The following is a 21,770-nucleotide window of genomic DNA, read 5'->3' as shown; positions in this document are numbered from 1 at the left end:
TCCAGAACCCCTGATTCTAGGTCGATGCTTGCGCAAGACGGTTCGCGCGAAAGCAGCCAGTTTGACCCCAGCCCCAGCCCGCTCGCAACCTTTGCATGGCGGTAATTGTCCACCCGATGCCGCTGTTAAGTGACAGGCACAGCCTTTCACAGGATAATGCGGCGACTTTTTACCTGGCCCGCTCACGCGGGCCGGCCCCTGTCCTGGCTGCTACGTTCCCCTGTCGGGCTGCCTGCGCGCGACGACCCTGGAGTGTCTGGTTTGATCGTTTTCCGTTATCTGTCCCGTGAGGTCATGATCACAATGAGCGCCGTGAGTGCCGTGCTCCTGGTGATCATCATGAGCGGGCGCTTCATCAAGTATCTGGCCCAGGCGGCGTCCGGCATCCTGGACCCCGGCGTGCTGTTCATGATCATGGGCTTCCGCCTGCCGGGCTTCCTGCAACTGATCCTGCCGCTGGGCCTGTTCCTGGGCATCCTGCTGGCGTATGGGCGGCTGTACCTGGAAAGCGAGATGACCGTGCTTTCCGCCACCGGCATGAGCCAGCAGCGCCTGTTGGCCATCACCCTGGCTCCGGCGACGCTGGTCGCCCTGCTGGTGGCGTGGTTGAGCCTGAGCCTGGCTCCGCAGGGCGTTGCCCAGGTCGCCACGATCATCAACCAGCAGGACGCCATGACCGAATTCGACACCCTGGTGCCCGGTCGCTTCCAGGCGTTGCGCGATGGCACGCGGGTCACCTACACCCAGAGCCTCTCGGAAAACCGCGTCGATCTCAGCGGCGTGTTCATTTCCGAGAAGCGCATGTCCCAGGACAAGGCCAAGGACCGCGGGATCTCCGTGCTGGTGGCTGAAAAGGGCCGCCAGGAAGTGCGCGCCGACGGCAACCGCTACCTGATCCTGGAAAACGGCTTCCGCTACGACGGCAATCCGGGCGAGGCCAACTACCGCGCCATCCAGTACGACACCTATGGCGTGCTTCTGCCCAAGCCCGACGTGAGCAGCGACATCACCGACCGCGAAGCCATCCCCACCGGCGAGCTGTGGGGCAGCACCGATCCACGGCCGCGCGCCGAGTTGCAGTGGCGCCTGTCACTGCCGGTGCTGGTATTCATCGTGACCTTGATGGCGGTCCCGTTGTCACGGGTCAACCCGCGCCAGGGACGCTTCCTCAAACTGCTGCCGGCGATCCTCCTGTACATGGCCTACCTGACTCTGCTCATCGCCGCGCGTAGCGCCATGGAAAAAGGCCGCCTGCCTGCAGCACTGGGCATGTGGTGGGTGCACGTGCTGTTCCTGGCCATCGGCCTGCTGCTGATGTACTGGGAACCGATGAAGCTGGCCCGTGCCAGCCGTCGCGCCAAGGGGGTGACCCATGGTCAAGCTTGATCGCTACATCGGCAAGAGCGTGGCGGTCGCCATCCTCGCGGTGCTGGGCATCATTCTCGGGCTGGCTTCGCTGTTCGCCTTCATCGACGAAATGGGCGACATCAGCGACAGCTACACCTTGTTCGATGCCGGCAAGTACGTTGCCCTGACCGCGCCGCGGCGGGTCTACGACATGCTGCCGATGGCGGCTTTGATCGGCTGCCTGATCGGCCTCGGCAGCCTGGCCAGCAGCAGCGAGTTGACCATCATGCGTGCGGCGGGCGTCTCGGTGGGGCGCATCGTCTGGGCCGTGATGAAGCCGATGCTGGTGCTGATGGTGGTCGGCGTACTGGTGGGCGAATACGTCGCCCCGCCGGCAGAGAACAAGGCTCAGGCCGAGCGCTCGCTGGCCCTGGGCAGTGGCGATGCGCAAAGCGGCAAGCACGGCATGTGGCACCGCCAGGGTGACGAGTTCATCCACATCAACACGGTGCAGCCACGCGGCCTGCTGTACGGGGTGACGCGCTACCGTTTCGATGATCAGCGCCACATGCTCAGCGCCAGCTTTGCCCGCAAGGCGCAATACGACGGCGATCACTGGCAGTTGAGCGAGGTCACCACCACGCTGTTTCACGCCGATCGCAGTGAAGTGGTCAAGGCTCCCGAGGAGCGCTGGGATGTTTCCCTGACACCTCAGTTGCTCAGCACCGTCATCGTCGCACCCGAAGCGTTGTCCATCTCCGGGCTGTGGGGATACATCCACTACCTGGCCGACCAGGGCCTCAACAACGGTCAGTACTGGCTGGCGTTCTGGGTCAAGGTGCTGCAGCCGCTGGTAACGGCGGCATTGGTGTTGATGGCCATCTCCTTCATCTTCGGTCCATTGCGCTCGGTCACCCTGGGCCAGCGCGTGTTCACCGGTGTGCTGGTGGGCTTCGTGTTCCGCATTGCCCAGGACCTGCTCGGGCCTTCGAGCCTGGTGTTCGGCTTTCCGCCGCTACTGGCGGTGGTGTTGCCTGCGGCGATCTGCGCGGTGGCGGGACTCTGGCTGCTGCGACGCGCCGGCTAGCGCCTGGCGGTCACCTTCGAACCGGCCCTCAGTGGCCGGTTTTTTCTTTGGCAACCCGCACGACCTGGCTACGTGAACCCAAGTCGTGCCAGGTGCGCTGGCGGCGCTCCATCAGCATCCACCACCAACCGAGCCCCAGGCACAGCCAGGACAGCAGTGCCAGCACGAAGCGCAGCAGCGCCTGGCCGAGGCTGACGGTGCTGCCGTCGACGTTCTGCACGCGAATGCCCCAGGCCTGCATACCCAGGGTCTGTCCGCCATGGGTCCAGAAACGAGCGAAGAAGGCGAACGACAGGCCTGTCAGCAGCAGCGACAGCCATGGATCGCGATCCAGCGCACCCGCCTCGGAAAGGACGCGCAGACGGGCCTCACCGTACCAACCCATCTGGGCCAGCTTGTACAGCGCGGCGGCAGCCATCAGCAGCGCCAGACACAGGATCAGGTCGTAGGTCGCTGCGGCCAGGCGCCGAGCCAGGCTCGCCGGTATCGGCTGCAGGTTGTGCGCTGCAATGGGCGCCATCGAAGATCCTTGGGCAGAATTGGCCGGTCACGTCGGCCGAGCGGCCACAAAAAAACCCCAGGCTATCAGCGCTGGGGCTTTTCGGCGACGCTCGAATCAAGCCTCGGCTTGAACCTCGTCAGCCTGCAGGCCTTTCTGGCCCTGCACGGCAACGAAGGTGACCTTCTGGCCTTCCTTCAGGCTTTTGAAGCCGTTGCCCTGAATGGCGCGGAAGTGTACGAACAGGTCCGGGCCGCTCTCAGGGGTGATGAAACCAAAACCTTTTTCGTCGTTGAACCACTTGACGGTACCGCTTTGACGATTCGACATAGCTTAATTTCCTTGAAACCTAGAATTATTAACAGCGTCTTTCACATGAAAGAGTACTGGGCTGATTTGCAGGAAAGTAAGAGACGTCGAACGGGTTGTAGCAATGATCAGAGCTACTGCCCAGGTCACGATCCAAGCGACCCATGCAAACACAGTGGAGAAACTTTACGCTAACTTCAGCGAGAAAAACAAGCCCTCGCAACCTGCGCATTTCGAGCTTTTTTTGCCGCATTTCAGGCCGTATCCGCCGCGTTGCTCCACGATCGTGCACGACGCTGTATTCCCTTGACGCCAATGGATTCAAGCAGTGGCAATCATGGGCCGAAGTGCGGTGGAACCATGACGCTTTATAGACGCGTCATAGTTTTTATCTACCAGCAGCGACTGTTTGCGCACTCGCAGGGATATCCGGTCTTTCATTCACCCACGATAATAGCGTTGAGCAACGAAGGGCATCTTGGCAACTTTCAAGGGCACGGGCTTGCCACGCACGATGGCCTGCAGTTCGTTATCCAAGGCAGCGGCGCTGGCGTCGACGTAGCCCATGGCAACCGGCGCGTCCAGTGTCGGGCCGAACCCGCCGCTGCACACGCGGCCGACTTCCACTCCTTGAGCGTTGATGATCGACGCACCTTCGCGCACTGGAGTGCGATCCTGCGGCAGCAGGCCGACGCGCTTGCGTGCAACGCCTTCGCGTTGCTGGGCAAAGATGATGTCAGCACCTGGGAAGCCACCGGCGCGCGCACCCTCGGCACGGCGCGCCTTGGAGATGGCCCACAGCAAACTGGCCGCAATCGGTGATGTCTCGCTGTCCATGTCATGGCCATACAGGCACAGGCCCGCCTCCAGGCGCAGCGAATCGCGTGCGCCCAGGCCGATCGGTTCCACTTCAGGCTCGGCCAGCAGGGCGCGCGCAAGCGCTTCTGCCTCGCTGCTGGGCACGGAAATCTCGAAGCCGTCTTCGCCGGTGTAGCCCGAGCGACTCACGTAGCACTCAACGCCCAGCAGCTTCACGCTGGCGAACTGCATGAAGGTCATGTCTGCGACTTCCGGCGCCAGGCGTGCCAGCACCGTTACCGCTGCTGGCCCCTGCAGTGCCAAAAGCGCACGTGCGTCGAACAACGCCTCGATTTCGCAGTGACCGTGCAGATGGCGTTGCAGATGGGCAAGGTCCTGATCCTTGCAGGCGGCGTTGACCACCAGCAGCAAGGTGTCGTTGCCCAGGTTCGCCACCATCAGATCGTCGAGAATGCCGCCTTGTTCATTGGTGAACATGGCATAGCGCTGCATGCCCACGGGCAGGTCGATGATGTCCACCGGCACCAGCGTCTCCAGTGCCTTGGCGGCATCGGCGCCGGTCAGGCGAATCTGGCCCATGTGCGACACGTCGAACAACCCGGCCTGGGCACGGGTGTGGCGGTGCTCCTTCATCACGCCCAGCGGATACTGCACCGGCATGTCGTAACCGGCGAACGGCACCATGCGCGCGCCCAGTTCCAGGTGCAGCGCGTGCAGGGGTGTTTTTTGCAAAGTGGCATCGGACATTGTTTGTTCCTTGCGAGGCAGGGCGCGCAGCGATCAACGCTGCGCGCCGCAGTTGTCACGCTTGCTGATAGGCTTCGATGGAAGGGCAGGCGCACACCAGGTTGCGATCCCCAAAAACGTTGTCGACCCGACCCACAGGCGGCCAGTACTTGTTTTCCTGCAGCGTCGGCAGCGGGTAGACCGCCTGTTCGCGGCTGTAGGCGTGGGTCCACTCACCGACCAGTTCGGCGGCGGTGTGCGGCGCGTTTTTCAGCGGGTTGTCTTCGCGATCCAGACGGCCTTCCTCGACGGCGCGAATCTCTTCGCGGATCTGGATCATGGCGTTGCAGAACCGATCGAGTTCTTCCAGCGACTCGCTTTCGGTCGGTTCGATCATCAAGGTACCTGCCACCGGGAACGACATGGTCGGGGCATGGAAGCCGAAGTCGATCAGGCGCTTGGCGACGTCGTCGACGCTGATGCCGCTGCTGTCCTTGAGCGGGCGTACGTCGAGGATGCACTCGTGGGCCACCAGTCCGTTGCTGCCGGCATAGAGGATCGGGTAGTGCTGTTCCAGGCGCCGGGCAATGTAGTTGGCGTTGAGGATGGCCACCTGGGACGCGCGCTTGAGACCATCGCCGCCCATCATGCGAATGTACATCCAGGTGATCGGCAGGATGCTGGCGCTGCCGAACGGGGCCGCGCAGACCGCGCCCTGTTTGCGCTCCAGCGCGGCATGGCCGGGCAGAAACGGCGCCAGGTGCGCTTTCACGCCAATCGGGCCGACACCTGGGCCGCCACCGCCATGGGGAATGCAGAAGGTCTTGTGCAGGTTCAGGTGGGACACGTCGCCGCCGAACTTGCCCGGTGCGCACAGGCCGACCATGGCGTTCATGTTGGCGCCATCGATGTACACCTGGCCACCGTGGTCATGAATGATCGCGCAGATCTCGCGGATGCCTTCCTCGAACACGCCATGGGTGGACGGGTAGGTGATCATCAGTGCGGCGAGCTTGTCACCGTGCTCGATGGCCTTGGCGCGCAGGTCTTCGATGTCAACGTTGCCGCGTGCATCGCAGGCAGTGACCACGACGCGCATCCCGGCCATGTGCGCGGTCGCCGGATTGGTGCCGTGCGCCGAGGATGGAATCAGGCAGATGTCGCGGTGCGCTTCGCCGCGGCTCTGGTGGTAGGCCCGAATGGCCAGCAAGCCGGCGTATTCACCTTGGGAGCCGGCGTTGGGTTGCAGTGACACGGAATCGTAGCCGGTGGCCGCGCACAGCATGCTCTCCAGCTCGTCGGTCAGTAACTGATAGCCCCGGCTCTGCGCGGCCGGTGCGAAAGGGTGCAACTGGCCGAACTCGGCCCAGGTCACCGGGATCATTTCGCTGGCGGCATTGAGCTTCATGGTGCAGGAGCCCAGTGGGATCATGGTGCGATCCAGGGCCAGGTCCTTGTCGGCCAGGCGGCGCAGGTAGCGCATCAGCTCGGTTTCCGAGTGATAGCGATTGAACACCGGATGCTGCAGGATCGCCGACTGGCGCAGCAGCGGCTCGGGCAGTTGATCGCCGACCTCATCGGCCAGGGTCTGGAATACTACCTGCGTGCTTGCGTTGTGGAACAGCTCCCACAAGGCTTCCACGTCGGCCTGGCGGGTGGTTTCGTCCAGCGAGATGCCCACGCGCTGCGCGTCGACTTCGCGCAGGTTGATGCCTGCAGCCCGGGCCTGCTCGTGCAGGCGCTCGGTCGCGCTGCCAGTGGCCAGGGTCAGGGTGTCGAAGAAGTGTTGCTGCTCCACGCGCACGCCCAATTGGGTCAGGCCACGTGCCAGAATGGCGGTGAGCTGGTGGGTGCGTCGCGCGATCTGGATCAGGCCGGCCGGGCCGTGGTAGACCGCGTACATGCTGGCGATGTTGGCCAGCAGCACCTGGGCCGTGCAGATGTTGCTGGTGGCCTTCTCGCGACGGATGTGCTGTTCACGGGTCTGCATGGCCAGGCGCAGCGCGCTCTTGCCATGGCGATCCACCGACACGCCGACCAAACGCCCAGGCATGTCGCGTTTGAAGCTGTCACGGGTGGAAAAGTACGCCGCGTGTGGGCCACCGAAACCCAGTGGCACGCCGAAACGCTGGGCGCTGCCGATGGCGACGTCGGCACCGAATTCGCCTGGAGGGCTGAGCAGCGTCAGGGCGAGCAGGTCAGCCGCTACGGCTACCAGGGCATTGCCAGCATGAAAGCGCTTTACCAGTTCACGGTAGTCGAAAATGTCGCCGTTACTGGCGGGATACTGCAGCAGAGCGCCGAAGAAACCGTCGGTGTCGGCAAGCTCATGCTCGTCGCCGATGACCACTTCGATACCCAGCGGCTCGGCGCGGGTGATCAGCACGGCCAGGGTCTGTGGATGGCAATGGCTGGAGGCGAAGAAGCGCTGGCTGTTCTTGTTCTTGCTCAGCCGTTTGCAGAAGGTCATGGCCTCGGCGGCGGCGGTCGCTTCATCGAGCAACGAGGCATTGGCGATGGGCAGTCCGGTCAGGTCGCTGATCAGGGTCTGGAAATTGAGCAGCGCCTCCAGACGACCTTGGGAGATCTCCGGCTGATACGGCGTGTAGGCCGTGTACCAGGCGGGGTTCTCCAACAGGTTGCGCAGGATCGGCGCCGGCGTGTGGGTGTTGTAGTAGCCCTGGCCGATGTAGTTCTTGAACAGTTGGTTCTGCTGGGCGATGGCCTTGATCGCGGCCAGGGCATCGGCTTCGCTTTGCCCGGCCGAAAGGCCCAGCACGCTGGTGCCCTTGATGCTTTCGGGGATGACGCTGGCGCTCAGGGCATCGAGGCTGTCGAAACCCAGGAAGTCGAGCATGGCCTGCTCGTCGGCCGGGCCCGGGCCGATGTGGCGAGCGATGAATTCATTGTCGGTGTGCAATGCAATGGCGCGAGTCATGGTGGGTCCTCAGCCTTGGGCGGCGATCAGGTTGTCGTAGGCGGTCTGGTCGAGCAAGGCGCGAACCTGTTCGAGGTCGTCGGGAATGAACCGGAAGAACCAGCCCCGGGCCAGTGGGTCCTGGTTGACCAGTTCCGGAGCCGCATCGAGTGCAGCGTTGACTTCGACGATCTCGCCATCCAGGGGCATGTTGATGCTGCTGGCGGCCTTCACCGATTCCAGCACCGAAACCTCGGCATCGCGCGCATGGCGGGCCAGTTCGGGCAACTGCACGAAGACCACGTCGCCCAAAGCATTCTGGGCAAATGGGGTGATACCGACCGTGACGCTACCGTCGGCTTCGAGGCGCAGCCATTCGTGTTCGACGGTGAAACGCAACTCGCTCATGGAAACTCCGCAATGATTTGGGGTTCAGCAATGAGGGTTACCTAGCAAGATGGTTGCCAGATTTCCCAAAGTCACAGGCTGCAAGGGCTCCAGGCAAGTCACCCCCATCAAGGATCGCAACGACTGTAACGAAAACGCTACGCAACACGTGGGCCAGCAAACAGCCTGATTCCTCTGTAGCAGCGGCGCAAGCCGCGTCGGCGGTAGACGCGGTCTATTGCATGGACCCAGGCGAGCCCGGACGCGGCTTGCGCCACTGCTACAGAAGTCGTATCGAATTAAGTACGCTGTATTTAAATCGATACAGTCCGGTTCGGCTGTGGTATCAGTTCGCGCCACCGATTCCATACTTGCGCAACCGGTTGGCGATGGCCGTGTGGGATGTCAGTAGACGGCTGGCCAGTTGCCGGCTGGATGGGTAACTGGGGTAGAGCTTTTCCAGAAGCGCTTTTTCGTAGGCGCCAACGGCCTGCTCCAGGCTGACGACGTCGCCGTCGTTGCGTCGACTCACGCTGGTGCCGGCGATGTCCAGATCGCCGATGTCGACTGTGTTGCTTTCGCAGACGGCGGCTGCGCGAAAGATCACGTTCTGCAACTGCCGAACGTTGCCCGGCCAGCGGTTGCCCAGCAGGGCAGGGTAGGTGCTCGTCGTCAGTCGGCACATCGGTCGCTGAATCTGCGTGCAGGCCTGCTGCATGAAATAACGAGCCAACAGCAGGATATCTTCGCCGCGCTCGCGCAGGGGTGGCACGTTCAGGTTGAGCACGTTCAAGCGGTAGAACAGATCTTCGCGGAAGGCGCCTTCGGCCACCATCTGCTCCAGGTTGCGGTGGGTGGCGCTGAGGATGCGCACGTTGACCTTGACCTCACGGTCGCCGCCTACCCGGCGAAAGCTGCCATCGTTGAGGAACCGCAGCAGCTTGGCCTGCAGGTACGGCGACATTTCGCCGATTTCGTCGAGAAACACCGTGCCTTGGTGGGCCAGTTCCATCAGCCCCGGCTTGCCACCGCGCTGGGCGCCGGTGAACGCGCCAGGGGCATAGCCGAACAGCTCGCTCTCGGCGAGGTTTTCCGGCAGGGCGGCGCAGTTGAGCGCCAGGAACGGCGCGCCGTGGCGCGCGCTGACGGCATGGCAGGCCCGCGCCACCAGCTCCTTGCCCGTGCCCGTCTCGCCTTGGATCAACAGCGGCGCATCCAGCGCCGCAACACGTTGCGCCCGGGCCTTGAGCGCACGGATCGGTGCGGAGTCGCCCAGCAGCGAATCGAACCCTTCGGCGTGGTCGTGGTGCAGGGCGGCCAGTCGCTCACCCATGCGGTTGGGCGTGTATAGCGTCAGCAGGGCACCGGCGTCGGTGATGGGTGTGGCATCGAGCAACAGCGTCTGGCCATTCAGGTTGACCTCGCGCAGTGGCAGGCGGAACCCTTGTTCGAGCAAGGTGCCGAGCAAGGCAGGATCGGCGAACAGGTCCGCCACCGACTGTCCGGCGGGCTCGCGGCCGTACAGCTCGACCAAAGCCGGGTTGGCCAACAGCACATTGCCGGCACTGTCCAGTGCCAGCACTGGATCGCCCATGGCGGCCAGCAAGGCTTCAAGCTGCAGGTGCCGGCGTTGTCCTGGAAGAATATCGACCACGCGCACGTCCTCCACGCCCCGCACCCGGAACAGCGCATCGTGCAGTTCTTCCAGCACCAGCGGGCTGAGGGTCGGTGCGTCGATATAGACGTTGGGCGGGACCATCTCGACTGCGTCGAGGTTGAGGTTGCGCGCCCCCAACAGGGCCAGCACTTCCTGGGTGATGCCGACACGATCGATGAAGCTGACGTGGATACGCATGGGGTCTCGAGCATTCCGGACAGCGGAGGGACGCAGTATGCCTTGCCATCGCACAAAGCTGTAGCACCTACGCGGGCGTGCTCAGCGCTGGGGGTTGATGCGTTCGGGCCGCGACCAGATCCACAGGTTGACCAGCACCATGCCGGAGATCGCCGCGTACACCGGCCAGTGCTGCTTGAGGGTAAACCACATGAGCACTGAACAGAGGACCATGCTGACGGTTGCGCTGACCTTGGTTCGACGGGTTATGACCTTGCCATTGCGCCAGTTCCGCAACATCGGGCCGAACAGCTTGTGGTTCTCCAGCCAGGCGCTCAGCCGCGGTGAGCTTTTGGTCGCCGCCCACGCGGCCAGCAGGATGAACTCGGTGGTGGGCAACCCCGGCACCACGATGGCGATCAACCCGATGATCAGGCTGGTATAGGCCAGCAGGCCGTAAAGCACGCGGGCCAGCTTTGAGGGGAGCGGGCGAGGGTTGTCCATGAGTTCCATACAGTGGGGGTCAGGCCGGCGCCGTTTCCTTGTGGTCGGCGTAGGTGTGTTGCAGCAGCACCTGCAAGCGCGCAAACGCATCGTTGGCCGCCTGATCAGCTTGCGCTTCTTCAGCCGCGCTGAACGGCAGGGCGTCGAAGATCGCGTTGAAGGCTTTCCAGCCTTTGCCGCGTCCGCCCTCGGGTTCGGCCAAATGGCGAGCACCGAAACTGGCGGTGTAACCCAAGGCGTTAGCCCGTTTGATCAGGATGGCGGCGCCGAGTTTAGACCCTTCGGAGACGCGAATCCAGGTGAGTGCCGTGGCCTGACTGGGCTCGCTGAGGGCGCCCGGAACAGGTTGCGGAATGGCCACGCCCAGATCGATCAGATCGGCCTTGGCTGCCTCTGCGCGGCAGCGCTCGGGCAGATCGGGAAACAAGGCGATCAGGGCCGGGTCGTTGTACAGGTGTTGCAACTCGGATTGGAACAGGTACTGCATCTGCAGAAAGCGCGCATAGCTTTGCGGCGTATCGAATGGCGCGTAGCGGGCCACGGTATTTTCCAGGCTGTCGTGCAACGCCTGGCTGATCGCGCGCAAGCGGGCGGAGCGCAGTGGGGCGAGGTCCTGAGTGTGCTCGGTGACGGTCATTGCGAGTTCCTTGAAAAATGCGGTGCTGTTTAGACGAGACGAATCAACTCACAGCGGACCGTAAAAAAATCCCACCACAGGGGCAGCGGTTATCTGCCCCTACAGTGCCATTATCAGATGTCCCAAACCAGATTGATCGCGAAATTACGACCGGGAGCAGTGAGGCGGTCGAGGTTGGCGGGTGATGTCACCGCCGCTTCGCCCACGCCGTCATAACTGCGCACGTCGTCCCATAGCCAGTATTTCTTGTCGGTGAGGTTGTACAGGCCGGCGTTGACCGTGACGTCGTCGGTGACCTTGTAGTAACCGGCCAGGTCGAGGATGCCGAAGCCAGGCGTTTTGAACACACCGCTGCCGTCCGGCGACTTGAACGCGCTGCTGTCCACTCGGTTCTGCCGCTTGACCAGTGTCCAACTGAGCAGGCCACCATACTGCTGCTGCTCGTAGCCCAGGCCGAATACGCCCTTGAGCGGATTGACGCTGTTGATCGGTTGGCCGTTGTCTTCGTTCTTGCCATGGGCGTACGCGATGGAGCCCTGGCTGTAGAGACCTTGCGGTGCACCGAAGCTGTCCAGGTTCAAGCGGCCCTTGAGCTCGACGCCCTTGATGGTGGCATGCTTGATATTGTTGCTTTGGAACACGGCGGACGTCGCCCCGGGGCTGACCGCATCCTCGTTGATGAAGTCGCGGTACTGGTTGTAGAACACCGCGATATCGAAGGTGCCTGCCTCGAACTTGCCGCGTAGGCCGGTTTCATAACTTCTGCTTTTTTCCGGTTCCAGATCCGGATTGGGCTGGACCGTATAGCCTGCGCCAAGGTTTTCGAAGCGTCCATAAAGCGCCTTGGCCGAAGGTGTGCGGAAGCCTTCGGCGTACTGCCCATACCAGGTGTAGTGGTCATCGAAGTCGTAGGTTACGCCCAGCGTGGGTGACAACCGGTGCCAGTTCCGATCGCTGTCGGTCACGGTGTACTCGCCAGTGGGGTTGACCGTGCGCAGGAACTCATCGGTCAGGCGGGGCTTGAGCTGGGTGTAGTCATAGCGGGCGCTGGGTCGCAAGGTCCACTGGTTCCAGCGAATCTCGTCCTGGGCGAACAGGCTGTAGGTGTTGATGGTCGGGTCGGGGAAGTCGCTGGATTTGACCAGGCGATCGGCCGCGCTGTCGGCGCCGATGGCTCGGCAACTGCCCATCACGGTCAGGCAGGTCCCGTAGCCGCTGCGTGAGCCGGTAACCTTCTGCTGGCGGATATTGGTGCCGTAGGTCAGCATGTGATCGGTTTCACCCACCTGGAAGGCCTTGTCCAGTTGCAGGTCGAACACCCACTGGCGCTCTTTGTAAAAAGTGTCACGCGCTCGCAACACATCGCGTGCGCGCGGAACGACATAGTGCTCTTCGGTGTGCTGGTCGGTCTTGGCGATCTGGTAGTTCAAGCTCCACTTGATGTGATCGGCCACGACGCTGTCCAGCTCGAAGTCGTGATTCAAGCCGAAGCGCTCGCGGGTGATGGTGTCATTGCCACCGCGCGATTGATAGAAGTTCAGCGGCCTGCCATTTGCATAGGGGCCGCCATAGGCACTTTTCAGATCGACATCGCGGTCGTCCTTGTAATTTTCGTAGGTGAGCCCGAATCGAGCATCGTCGGCGTAGTTCCAGCCCAGCTTGGCCAGGACATTGGTCGAGCGCACGTCCTTGGGGTCGGCTGCGGTGCGGCTCAGCCCTGTGCTGGTATGGTCGCCGTAGGATTCGGTCTCGTGGCCATTGCGCTGGCTCAGGTGCAGGAGGGCATCGAAGTCACCCGAATGGCCGGCCACGGTAGCCGAGTTCAGCCAGCTTTCGTCTGCCGAACTGTAACCGGTCTTCAGGCGTGCGCCGACATCCTTGCCGGGCTTGATGATGTCTTCCGGGTCCAGGGTGTAGTAGCTGACCACCCCGCCGATGGCACTGCTGCCGTAGAGCGACGACGCCGGCCCGCGCAGGATTTCCACACGCTTGACGATTTCCGGGTCGACGTAATTGCGCTCGGTTTGCGCATAGGGGCCGTTGAAGAAGCTGTCCGGCACCTCGACGCCATCGACCTGGGTGAGCACACGGTCGCCGTCGATACCACGAATGTTGTAGCCGGTAAGGCCGCTGCGCAAACCGGTGCCGCCTGCGGAGACGCCCGGTTCGTAACGCACCAGGTCCTGAAGGGTGTTGACGTTGTCACGGTCCAGCTGCGTGCGGCCCTGGACGCTGACGGTACTCGGGACGCTGTCGGCGCTTTGTTCCTGGCGTGTGGCGCTGACGGTCATCTGTTGCAGGGCGATCACGGCGCCCGGCGAGCTGCGCTCGAGCACGACATTGTTGGCGCTGATTTTCCGGTAGCGCAAGGGTGTCCCTGCGAGCAGCCGATCCAGTGCCTGTTCCGGCGTCAGGTTACCGCGCGCACCGGGTGAAATGACGTCCTGGGCAAGCTCGGCGGGCAGTCCGACCTCCCATCCCGTCGTGGTGCTGAAGCCGTTCAAGGCCGACGCCAGAGGCTGCCGAGCGATGCTGAAGGCGTGATTGACGCTGATGCGGGCGCTGTTCGGTGTCAGCTCCGCAGCGCTGCCCACGGCCGGCACGGCGGCCAGCAGCAGGGCAGCGGTGAGCACCGAGTGGTGAAACTGAGGACGAGTGAAACCTTTGGACATCGAAAGCGCTCCCTGTCGCGTGTCGTTATAGTGTTACCGATCCGAATGCGAATCAGTTGCATTGGCTATGACTAGACGGATGGGGAAGCGCTACAGCGTAAAAATAATTATGCGGTGTCTCGGTCCGTGGATATGACGTATCCGTCAGTTCAGGATGACCAGCGCCGGAAACTCCCGCACCTGTGCCGACGTCACCTGAGCCAACGAGCGAACCACTTCGAGCGGGTTGTCCAGGCGGTAATTGCCGGTCACTGCCACCTGCTCGAGCTTCTTGTCGGTGTTGATGATCCACCCCGGGTAATAGCGCCGAAGTTCGGCAAGTACCTCGCCCATTGGGCAATTCTCGAAGATCAAACGGCCCTGGACCCAGGCCAGATCCTTCTGTGGATCGAGCCGCTCACGCGTGCCGAATCCCCTGGGGCCGATGCGTATGCTGTCGCCGGCGTTCAGGCGCACCGTCTCGTCGTGGCTGGCGCTGAGGTCGACGTTGCCGCGCTGCACCCGCACTTGCGCCTGGCCATCGTGGTAGCTCACGGCGAAGGCACTGTCGAGCACATCGGCACGCACCGGGCCTGCTTGCACCTTCAGGGGTTGTCGGCGGCTGGGAGGCACCTCGAAAAAAGCTTCGCCTTCGTACAGGCGTGCGCTGCGTTGCCGGGTGTCGATGCGGCTGGAGAAGGCCGAATCGGTGTTGAGCAGTACCTTGGAACCGTCTTCCAGTTGCAGGTGTTGCCGTTCGCCGACCTGGGTCAGATGAGCGGCCTGTACGCGCAGCGGCAGGTGGGTGAAATTCAATACGCCTACCACCAGCATTGCGGCGGTAGCCAGTGGTTTCCAATGCCGACGCCAGGCCGGCAGTCGGCGCCGCGTTTGCAGGGCGACGGCGGCCTGGTGAATCGGCGCGCCGTGCCATACCGCGCGGGCCTGCTCGAATGCCGCGGCATGTTCGGGGTCGGCCAGCAGCCAGGCCTCGAATGCCCTTTGCTCGGTGGGGTCGGTGCAAGGCTGGGCAATCAACCAATCGATGGCTTGCTCCATGGCAGGCGTCGGTGGCGCTCGCTCTGGTAGATGCTGCCGATTCACGGATGCTCCTCCAGGCGCTGGGCGACACCGATGCAGATCGCCATGATCAATTTCAATTCCTTTTGCACGGTGCTTGCCGAGACGTGCAGCTCATGGGCAATTTCCACATAACTGCTGCCATGCACTCGGCTCAGGATGAAAATCCGCTGCTGGCGCGGCGTCAGTCGAGCCAGGCTCACGGTCAGCCTGGCCAGAAGCCGCTCAGCATGGGCGACCTCGTCCGGACTGCTGGCCACTGCTGCAATGCTTTGTAGCACGTCGAGGGGCACATCTTCGACTATGGTTCGCTCGTGCACCCGCCGTGAGCGCAGATAATCCAGGGCCAGATTGCGTGCTGTCTGAAACACGAAGGGTTCGAGGTGCTCGATGCGTCGCTCACCCAGGGCACGATTCACCCTCAGGTAGGTTTCCTGAAGCAGGTCTTCGGCGGTGCTGGGGTTGCGTACCATGCGCTGAAGGGTGCGCAGCAGACTCAAGCGTTGGGAGAGGAAAACGGAATTGAAGCGTGATTGACTCACGGAATTGCCCGGACGGAAAGCAGAAGATGATAATGCTTCTCATCTGTGCGCCTGGTCAAGTCGCGATCTTTGCAAGAGGTATCGCGGCTGGAAACGGCATCCACCGTATCCAGCCGCTATGGGGCCTTACTTGGCGTTGATCAGCGCCAGGCAGTTGTCCAGCATGCGGTTCGAGAAGCCCCACTCGTTGTCGTACCAAGCCATGACCTTGACCAGCTTGCCGTTGACCTTGGTGTGGTTGGCATCGAAGATCGACGACAGCGGATTGTGGTTGAAGTCGGTGGAAACCAGCGGCAGGGTGTTGTAGCCCAGCACCTTGGACTGCTCGGCCGCGGCATGCATCAGCGCATTGATCTCGTCGCGGCTGGCTTCGCGCGAGAGGTTCAAGGTCAGGTCGACCAGCGAGACGTTGATCACCGGCACGCGCACCGCCATACCGGTCAACTTGCCGGCCAGCTCCGGCAGCACCAGGCCAACGGCTTCGGCAGCGCCGGTCTTGCTGGGGATCATCGATTGGGTCGCCGAGCGGGCGCGGTAGGGGTCGCTGTGGTACACGTCGATCAGGTTCTGGTCGTTGGTGTAGGCGTGGATGGTGGTCATCAGGCCCTGCTCGATGCCCAGCTCGCGGTGCAGTACCTGGGCCACCGGGGCAAGGCAGTTGGTGGTGCAAGAAGCGTTGGAGATCACTTCGTGGGACTGACGCAGCACGTCGTGGTTGACGCCATACACCACGGTGGCATCGGCGCCCTTGGCCGGTGCCGAGATGATCACCTTGCGCGCGCCGGCCGTCAGGTGCGCGGCAGCCTTTTCACGGTCGGTGAACAGGCCGGTGCACTCGAACACCACGTCGATGTTCTCGGCCTTCCACGGCAGTTCCGCCGGGTTGCGGATGGCACTGACCGAGATGCGGTCGCCATTCACCGTGAGGCCTTCCTTGTCGTGCTCGACCGTGCCGTCGAAGGTGCCATGCACCGTGTCGTACTTGAGCAGGTGGGCGTTGATCGCGCTGTCACCCAGGTCGTTGATGGCGACGACCTGCAGGTCCTGGCGGTAGCCTTGGGTATAGAGTGCCCGCAGGACATTGCGGCCAATGCGGCCAAAACCGTTGATTGCTATGCGAATGGTCATGAGTGATTCCTGTGATCAGATTGGGTGATTCCCCTTGGATCAGGTCCGGGCAAGCAGGTCACGTAATCTGTTTTGTTGTTGGAATTACAAGATTATTCGCATAGAAATAGAAAACAAGCCTTTTTAGTGGCAATATTTTGTTCTATCTACAACGAGTGACCGGTACAACCCTTCCTTTACAGCGATTCTTGCCTGCAGGGCTTTGAGCCCTGACACGGGTCGTAGTTCGGACAGAGTGTTGCAGAGGTCGCCCCCAAAGCCTGGAGTTCTTCACATGCATCCCCGCGTCCTTGAGGTCACCCAACGGCTGATTGCGCGTAGCCAAGCTACCCGCAAGCACTACCTGCAACTGATCGACAGCGCTGCCAGCGACGGGCCCATGCGCGGCAAGCTGCAGTGTGCGAACTTTGCCCACGGAGTAGCGGGGTGCGGCACCGAAGACAAGCACCAACTGCGCATGATGAATGCGACCAACATCGCAATCGTTTCGTCATATAACGACATGCTCTCGGCGCACCAGCCCTACGAAACCTACCCGGAGCAGCTCAAGCAGGCGTTGCGCGAGATCGGCTCGGTCGGCCAGTTCGCCGGTGGCGTGCCGGCCATGTGCGATGGCGTGACCCAAGGCGAGGCCGGCATGGAACTGAGCCTGGCCAGTCGTGAAACCATCGCGCTGTCCACGGCCGTGGCCTTGTCCCACAACATGTTCGATGGCGCCCTGATGCTCGGCATCTGCGACAAGATCGTCCCGGGCCTGATGATGGGCGCGCTGCGCTTTGGCCATCTGCCGATGGTCTTCGTCCCCGGCGGGCCGATGCCGTCGGGCATCTCCAACAAGGAGAAGGCCGATGTTCGCCAGCGTTATGCCGAGGGCAAGGCGAGCCGTGAAGAATTGCTCGAATCAGAGATGAAGTCCTACCACAGTCCGGGCACCTGCACGTTCTACGGCACGGCCAACACCAACCAGTTGCTCATGGAAGTGCTGGGGTTGCACCTGCCGGGGGCCTCGTTCGTCAATCCCAACACACCGCTGCGCGATGCGCTGACTCACGAGGCGGCCCATCAGGTGACACGCCTGACCAAGGCCAACGGCGAGTTCACGCCCATCGGCCGCATCGTCGATGAAAAGTCGCTGGTGAATTCGATCGTCGCCCTGCACGCGACGGGCGGTTCGACCAACCACACCCTGCACATGCCGGCGATCGCCATGGCTGCGGGCATCATCCTGACCTGGCAGGACATGGCCGATTTGTCCGAAGTGGTGCCCACCCTGTCCAATGTCTATCCAAACGGCAAGGCTGACATCAACCATTTCCAGGCAGCTGGCGGCATGGCTTTCCTGATTCGCGAGTTGCTCGCAGCGGGCCTGTTGCACGAGGACGTGAACACGGTGGCCGGTCATGGCCTGAGCCGCTATACCCGCGAACCGTTTCTGCAAGAGGGCCGGCTGGTCTGGCGCGAGGGTCCCGAGGCGAGCCTCGACGAAACCATCCTGCGCCCCGTGGCACGGCCTTTCTCGGCCGAGGGTGGATTGCGCGTGATGGAAGGCAATCTGGGTCGGGGCGTCATGAAAGTGTCTGCCGTGGCGTTGGCGAACCAAGTAGTGGAGGCGCCGTGCCGCGTGTTCCAAGACCAGCAGGAGCTGGCCGATGCGTTCAAGGCCGGCGAACTGGAAAAGGATTTCGTCGCGGTCATGCGCTTCCAGGGGCCGCGCTCCAACGGCATGCCGGAACTGCACAAGATGACGCCTTTTCTCGGCGTGCTGCAGGATCGCGGCTTCAAGGTCGCGCTGGTCACCGACGGGCGCATGTCCGGCGCGTCCGGCAAGATTCCCGCCGCGATTCACGTCAGTCCCGAGGCGGCCAGCGGTGGCCCGTTGGCCTTGGTGCGCGATGGCGATATCATCCGGGTCGACGGTGTCGAAGGTACCTTGCAGGTACGCGTCGATGCCCAGACGCTGGCCAGCCGCACCCCGGCGGTCGGCACCTTGGCCAATGGCGTAGGGTGCGGGCGTGAACTGTTCGGGTTCATGCGCCAAGCCTTCAGCTCGGCCGAGCAAGGCGCCAGTGCCTTCACTTCGGGGTTGGAGATTTTGCGATGACACTCGCCCTTATCGGCGACATCGGCGGTACCAACGCACGTTTCGCCCTCTGGGAAAACGATGCACTGCATTCGGTTCGGGTCTTCCCCACGGCAGACTACACCAGCCCCGAGCACGCCATCGGTGTGTACATGGCCGACCTCAAGCTGCAGAAGGGCGACATCGGCGCCGCGTGCCTGGCGGTAGCGGGCCCGGTGGACGGTGACGAGTTCCGCTTCACCAACAGCCATTGGCGCCTGAGCCGCAAGGCATTCTGCGCAAGCCTGCAGATCGGGCACCTGCTGCTGATCAATGACTTCACCGCCATGGCGTTGGGCATGACCCGTCTACAGCCCGATGAATACCAGCTGGTCTGCGAGGGCGAAGCGGATCCCGCACGTCCGGCAGTGGTCATCGGCCCAGGCACGGGGCTGGGCGTGGGCACGTTGATCGCCCTGAGCAACGGCTGGATGGCATTGCCGGGTGAGGGCGGCCATGTCGACCTGCCCGTCGGCAGCGCGCGCGAAGCCCAACTGCGCGCGCACATCGAAGCGCAGATCGGTCACGTCAGCGCCGAGACGATTCTCAGCGGTGGTGGGTTGTTACGGTTGTATCAAACTGTGTGCGAAGTGGACGGCCACACGCCTTCCTGCACTTCGCCTGCGGAGGTTACCGACGCCGGGCTTGCCGGCGACCCCGTCGCTCGGGAAACCCTGGAGCAATTCTGCCGCTTCCTGGGCAGGGTGGCAGGCAACAACGTGCTGACCGTGGGCGGCCGGGGCGGCGTGTACATCGTCGGTGGCGTGATCCCGCGCTTTCTCGACATCTTCATGCAAAGCGGTTTCGCCGAGAGCTTCGCCGACAAGGGCTGCATGAGCGATTACTTCAAGGGCATCCCGGTGTGGGTGGTCACGGCCGAGTTCTCCGGGCTGTTGGGCGCAGGCGTGGCCTTGCAACAGGCGCAGGCTTGAGCGTTTAATCAGCCCTTGAAAAAAGCCGGGCGTATCGACCCGGCAATGACAACAAGGACGCCCACGTGAGCACTGTCGGCAAATCGATCCTGCTGGTCGATGACGATCAGGACATCCGCGAACTGCTGGACACCTACCTTAGCCGCGCCGGTTTCGCCGTGCGCACCACGGCCGATGGCGCGGGCTTTCGCGAAGCGCTTGGCGCCGAGGTCGGCACCGACCTGGTGATTCTCGACGTCATGCTGCCCGACGAAGATGGCTTCAGCCTGTGCCGCTGGATCCGCCAGCATCCGCGCATGGCCCAGGTGCCGATCATCATGCTGACCGCCAGCTCCGACGAAGCCGACCGCGTGATCGGCCTCGAGCTGGGAGCCGATGACTATCTGGGCAAGCCGTTCAGCCCGCGCGAGCTGCAGGCGCGCATCAAGGCGTTGCTGCGACGCAGCCAGTTCGCCAGCGAGCGCAGTGGCGAGGTACTCGGCTTCGACGACTGGCGGCTGGATACCGTCAGCCACCGCCTGTTTCACACCGACGGGGAAGAGGTGTTCCTGTCCGGTGCCGACTTCGCCTTGCTCAAGCTGTTCCTCGACCATCCGCAGCAGATCCTCGACCGCGATACCATCGGCAACGCCACTCGCGGGCGCGAGCCGATGCCGCTGGATCGTATCGTCGACATGGCGGTCAGCCGCCTGCGCCAACGCCTGCGCGACAATGACAAGCCCTCGCGGCTGATCCGCACGGTACGTGGTAGCGGCTACTTGCTGGCGGCCCACGTTGCGCCTGTTTAAGCCGCGCTCACTGCTGGGTCGCATGCTGTTGCTGACACTGCTGGCGGTGCTGCTGGCGCAGGGCTTGTCCAGCGTCATCTGGCTGTCGCAGCTGCGTGCCACCCAGCTCGAAGGGTTGGTGACCAGCGCCCGCAGCCTGGCCCACTCGATGGCGGCCAGCGTCAGCTATTTCCGCTCCTTGCCACTGGCCTATCGGCCGCTGGTCCTGGATCAGCTGCGCAGCATGGGCGGTACGCGCTTTTTCGTTTCGCTCAACGACAAGCCACTGGGTATGCAGCTGCTCGAATCGACCGCGCGCAAGACTGCAGTGATCGATGCGGTTTCTGCAGTGCTCCGCACCCAGCTGGGCGTCGACGTGGATATCTCGGTGGCCTTCGTCAGCCCCGACGACCTGCGCATCTTCAATAGCGGCCTGAAGCTCGACGAGCTGCCGCGCTCCTGGGCGCACTACGCCTTGACCCTGGAACCGGTCAACCCGCCGGTGCTGGTCACCCAGATTCGCCTGGGACCCACCGAATGGCTGTACATCGCTTCGCTGTTGCCCGAACCCTATACCACGCTCGAGGAAGAGGGCCTGCCTGCCCAGCAGATCTGGTTCATCGCCCTGACCAGTGGGTTCCTGCTGCTGTTCATCGGCGTGCTCGTGCACTGGCAAAGCCGGCCCCTGAAACGCCTGGCCCGCGCCGCACGCGAGCTGTCGTTGGGCGAGGTGAGCAACGAACCGCCCATGGACGGCGGTGGCAGTGAGGTGGTGGAAGTGGCCCGTGCGCTGAATGCCATGCGCGAGCGCATCAGCCGCTACCTGACCGAGCGCAGCCAGCTGTTCAGTGCGATTTCCCACGACTTGCGCACGCCCATCACGCGCCTGCGGCTGCGCGTCGAACTGCTCGACGATCCAGCCCTGGAAGCCAAGTTCGGCCGTGACCTGGACGAGCTGGAATTGCTGGTCAAGGGCGCGCTGCAATGCGTCAAAGACACCGACATCCACGAAAACATCGAACGGGTCGATCTCGATCAGGTACTCGACTGCCTGGTAGAGCCCTATCTGGCGCCGCACGGCAACGGCCGAGTGACCCTGGAAGGCAAGGCGCGCCGGGCTTATACCGGCAAGCCGCTGGCGATCAAGCGCTGCATCGGCAATCTGATCGACAACGCACTCAAGTACGGCGACCGCGCGCACTTGTCCATCCATGACGACGCCGAGGCCTTCGTGTTGTACGTCGACGACGAAGGCCCTGGGGTGCCGGAGCAACGGCTGCAGAAAGTCTTCGAGCCGCACTTTCGTCTGGCCGGCACTCAGCAGGGCTACGGCCTGGGCCTGGGCATCGCACGCAATATCGCCCACAGCCATGGCGGCGAGGTGACCTTGCAGAATCTTCCGGCTGGCGGGTTGCGCGTGACCCTGGTGTTGCCACGCAAGGCGGTGTGACTAAACAAGTCGCGCACTGAAAAACGCACCCTGAG

18 protein-coding genes are annotated in these 21,770 nt (G+C 63.0%); 6 read left to right on the top strand and 12 right to left on the bottom strand.

Annotated features, from left to right (window positions below):
* Positions 1-261 precede the first annotated feature (261 nt).
* Both lptF and lptG read left to right on the top strand, forming a co-directional pair.
* On the top strand, positions 262-1,386 hold the full coding sequence (gene lptF, locus IFT80_RS07390) for an LPS export ABC transporter permease LptF (RefSeq protein WP_122479621.1): 1,125 nt from the start codon (positions 262-264) through the stop codon (positions 1,384-1,386).
* Positions 1,373-2,434, top strand: a complete 1,062-nt coding sequence (gene lptG / locus IFT80_RS07385) for an LPS export ABC transporter permease LptG (protein ID WP_185794112.1) — start codon at positions 1,373-1,375, stop codon at positions 2,432-2,434. Before lptF ends, lptG begins: the two co-directional genes overlap by 14 nt.
* Positions 2,435-2,462: 28 nt before the next feature.
* On the opposite strand, the gene IFT80_RS07380 is transcribed toward lptG, so the two are convergent.
* From IFT80_RS07380 to gap, 12 genes are all read right to left on the bottom strand, one after another.
* Entirely contained in the window at positions 2,463-2,954 is a 492-nt protein-coding gene (locus IFT80_RS07380) for an RDD family protein (RefSeq protein ID WP_192137094.1), read from the bottom strand.
* A 96-nt stretch (positions 2,955-3,050) separates the two neighbouring features.
* Positions 3,051-3,263, bottom strand: a complete 213-nt coding sequence (locus IFT80_RS07375) for a cold-shock protein (protein ID WP_122479618.1) — start codon at positions 3,261-3,263, stop codon at positions 3,051-3,053.
* A gap of 420 nt (positions 3,264-3,683) precedes the next feature.
* Complete coding sequence (gene gcvT, locus IFT80_RS07370; RefSeq protein ID WP_192137092.1) at positions 3,684-4,808, bottom strand: glycine cleavage system aminomethyltransferase GcvT; 1,125 nt, start codon at positions 4,806-4,808, stop codon at positions 3,684-3,686.
* Between the two features lie 55 nt (positions 4,809-4,863).
* On the bottom strand, positions 4,864-7,725 hold the full coding sequence (gene gcvP, locus IFT80_RS07365; RefSeq protein WP_192137090.1) for an aminomethyl-transferring glycine dehydrogenase: 2,862 nt from the start codon (positions 7,723-7,725) through the stop codon (positions 4,864-4,866).
* A gap of 9 nt (positions 7,726-7,734) precedes the next feature.
* Entirely contained in the window at positions 7,735-8,112 is a 378-nt protein-coding gene (gene gcvH / locus IFT80_RS07360) for a glycine cleavage system protein GcvH (protein WP_192137088.1), read from the bottom strand.
* A gap of 325 nt (positions 8,113-8,437) precedes the next feature.
* The gene (locus IFT80_RS07355) at positions 8,438-9,946 is read right to left on the bottom strand and encodes a sigma-54-dependent transcriptional regulator (protein ID WP_192137086.1); all 1,509 of its coding nucleotides are present in this window, start codon (positions 9,944-9,946) and stop codon (positions 8,438-8,440) included.
* A gap of 81 nt (positions 9,947-10,027) precedes the next feature.
* Complete coding sequence (locus IFT80_RS07350; protein ID WP_122479741.1) at positions 10,028-10,429, bottom strand: YbaN family protein; 402 nt, start codon at positions 10,427-10,429, stop codon at positions 10,028-10,030.
* A gap of 19 nt (positions 10,430-10,448) precedes the next feature.
* The gene (locus tag IFT80_RS07345; RefSeq protein ID WP_122479612.1) at positions 10,449-11,066 is read right to left on the bottom strand and encodes a biliverdin-producing heme oxygenase; all 618 of its coding nucleotides are present in this window, start codon (positions 11,064-11,066) and stop codon (positions 10,449-10,451) included.
* 113 nt (positions 11,067-11,179) lie between these two features.
* Positions 11,180-13,738 carry a TonB-dependent receptor gene (locus tag IFT80_RS07340; protein ID WP_192137084.1) on the bottom strand — a complete coding sequence of 853 codons (2,559 nt, stop codon included), beginning with the start codon at positions 13,736-13,738 and terminating at the stop codon, positions 11,180-11,182.
* Between the two features lie 144 nt (positions 13,739-13,882).
* Entirely contained in the window at positions 13,883-14,776 is an 894-nt protein-coding gene (locus IFT80_RS07335) for a FecR family protein (RefSeq protein WP_192137082.1), read from the bottom strand.
* Positions 14,777-14,817: 41 nt separating this feature from the next.
* Positions 14,818-15,339: a sigma-70 family RNA polymerase sigma factor gene (locus IFT80_RS07330; RefSeq protein WP_192137080.1), complete on the bottom strand. Its 522-nt coding sequence runs from the start codon at positions 15,337-15,339 to the stop codon at positions 14,818-14,820.
* Positions 15,340-15,465: 126 nt separating this feature from the next.
* Positions 15,466-16,467 (bottom strand): type I glyceraldehyde-3-phosphate dehydrogenase, encoded by a 1,002-nt coding sequence (gap, locus tag IFT80_RS07325; protein WP_122713527.1) that lies wholly within the window; start codon positions 16,465-16,467, stop codon positions 15,466-15,468.
* Between the two features lie 274 nt (positions 16,468-16,741).
* Here gap and edd point away from each other — a divergent pair, with 274 nt between their 5' ends.
* The 4 genes from edd (at position 16,742) to IFT80_RS07305 (ending at position 21,735) form a co-directional block, all read left to right on the top strand.
* Positions 16,742-18,568, top strand: coding sequence for a phosphogluconate dehydratase (edd, locus tag IFT80_RS07320; protein ID WP_122479607.1), 1,827 nt, complete (start codon positions 16,742-16,744; stop codon positions 18,566-18,568).
* A complete protein-coding gene (locus tag IFT80_RS07315) occupies positions 18,565-19,518 on the top strand; it encodes a glucokinase (RefSeq protein WP_192137078.1) in 954 nt (317 codons plus the stop codon). Before edd ends, IFT80_RS07315 begins: the two co-directional genes overlap by 4 nt.
* Before the next feature lie 65 nt (positions 19,519-19,583).
* Positions 19,584-20,306: a response regulator gene (locus tag IFT80_RS07310; protein WP_122479605.1), complete on the top strand. Its 723-nt coding sequence runs from the start codon at positions 19,584-19,586 to the stop codon at positions 20,304-20,306.
* A gap of 22 nt (positions 20,307-20,328) precedes the next feature.
* Complete coding sequence (locus IFT80_RS07305) at positions 20,329-21,735, top strand: ATP-binding protein (RefSeq protein WP_122479740.1); 1,407 nt, start codon at positions 20,329-20,331, stop codon at positions 21,733-21,735.
* The last annotated feature ends 35 nt before the right edge of the window (positions 21,736-21,770 follow it).

This window comes from Pseudomonas sp. CFBP 8771 (assembly GCF_014841695.1).
GTDB classification, from domain to species: domain Bacteria; phylum Pseudomonadota; class Gammaproteobacteria; order Pseudomonadales; family Pseudomonadaceae; genus Aquipseudomonas; species Aquipseudomonas baltica.
The sequence above is the reverse complement of the archived record's forward strand: the minus strand, read 5'-3'. Positions and strand labels throughout refer to the sequence as shown.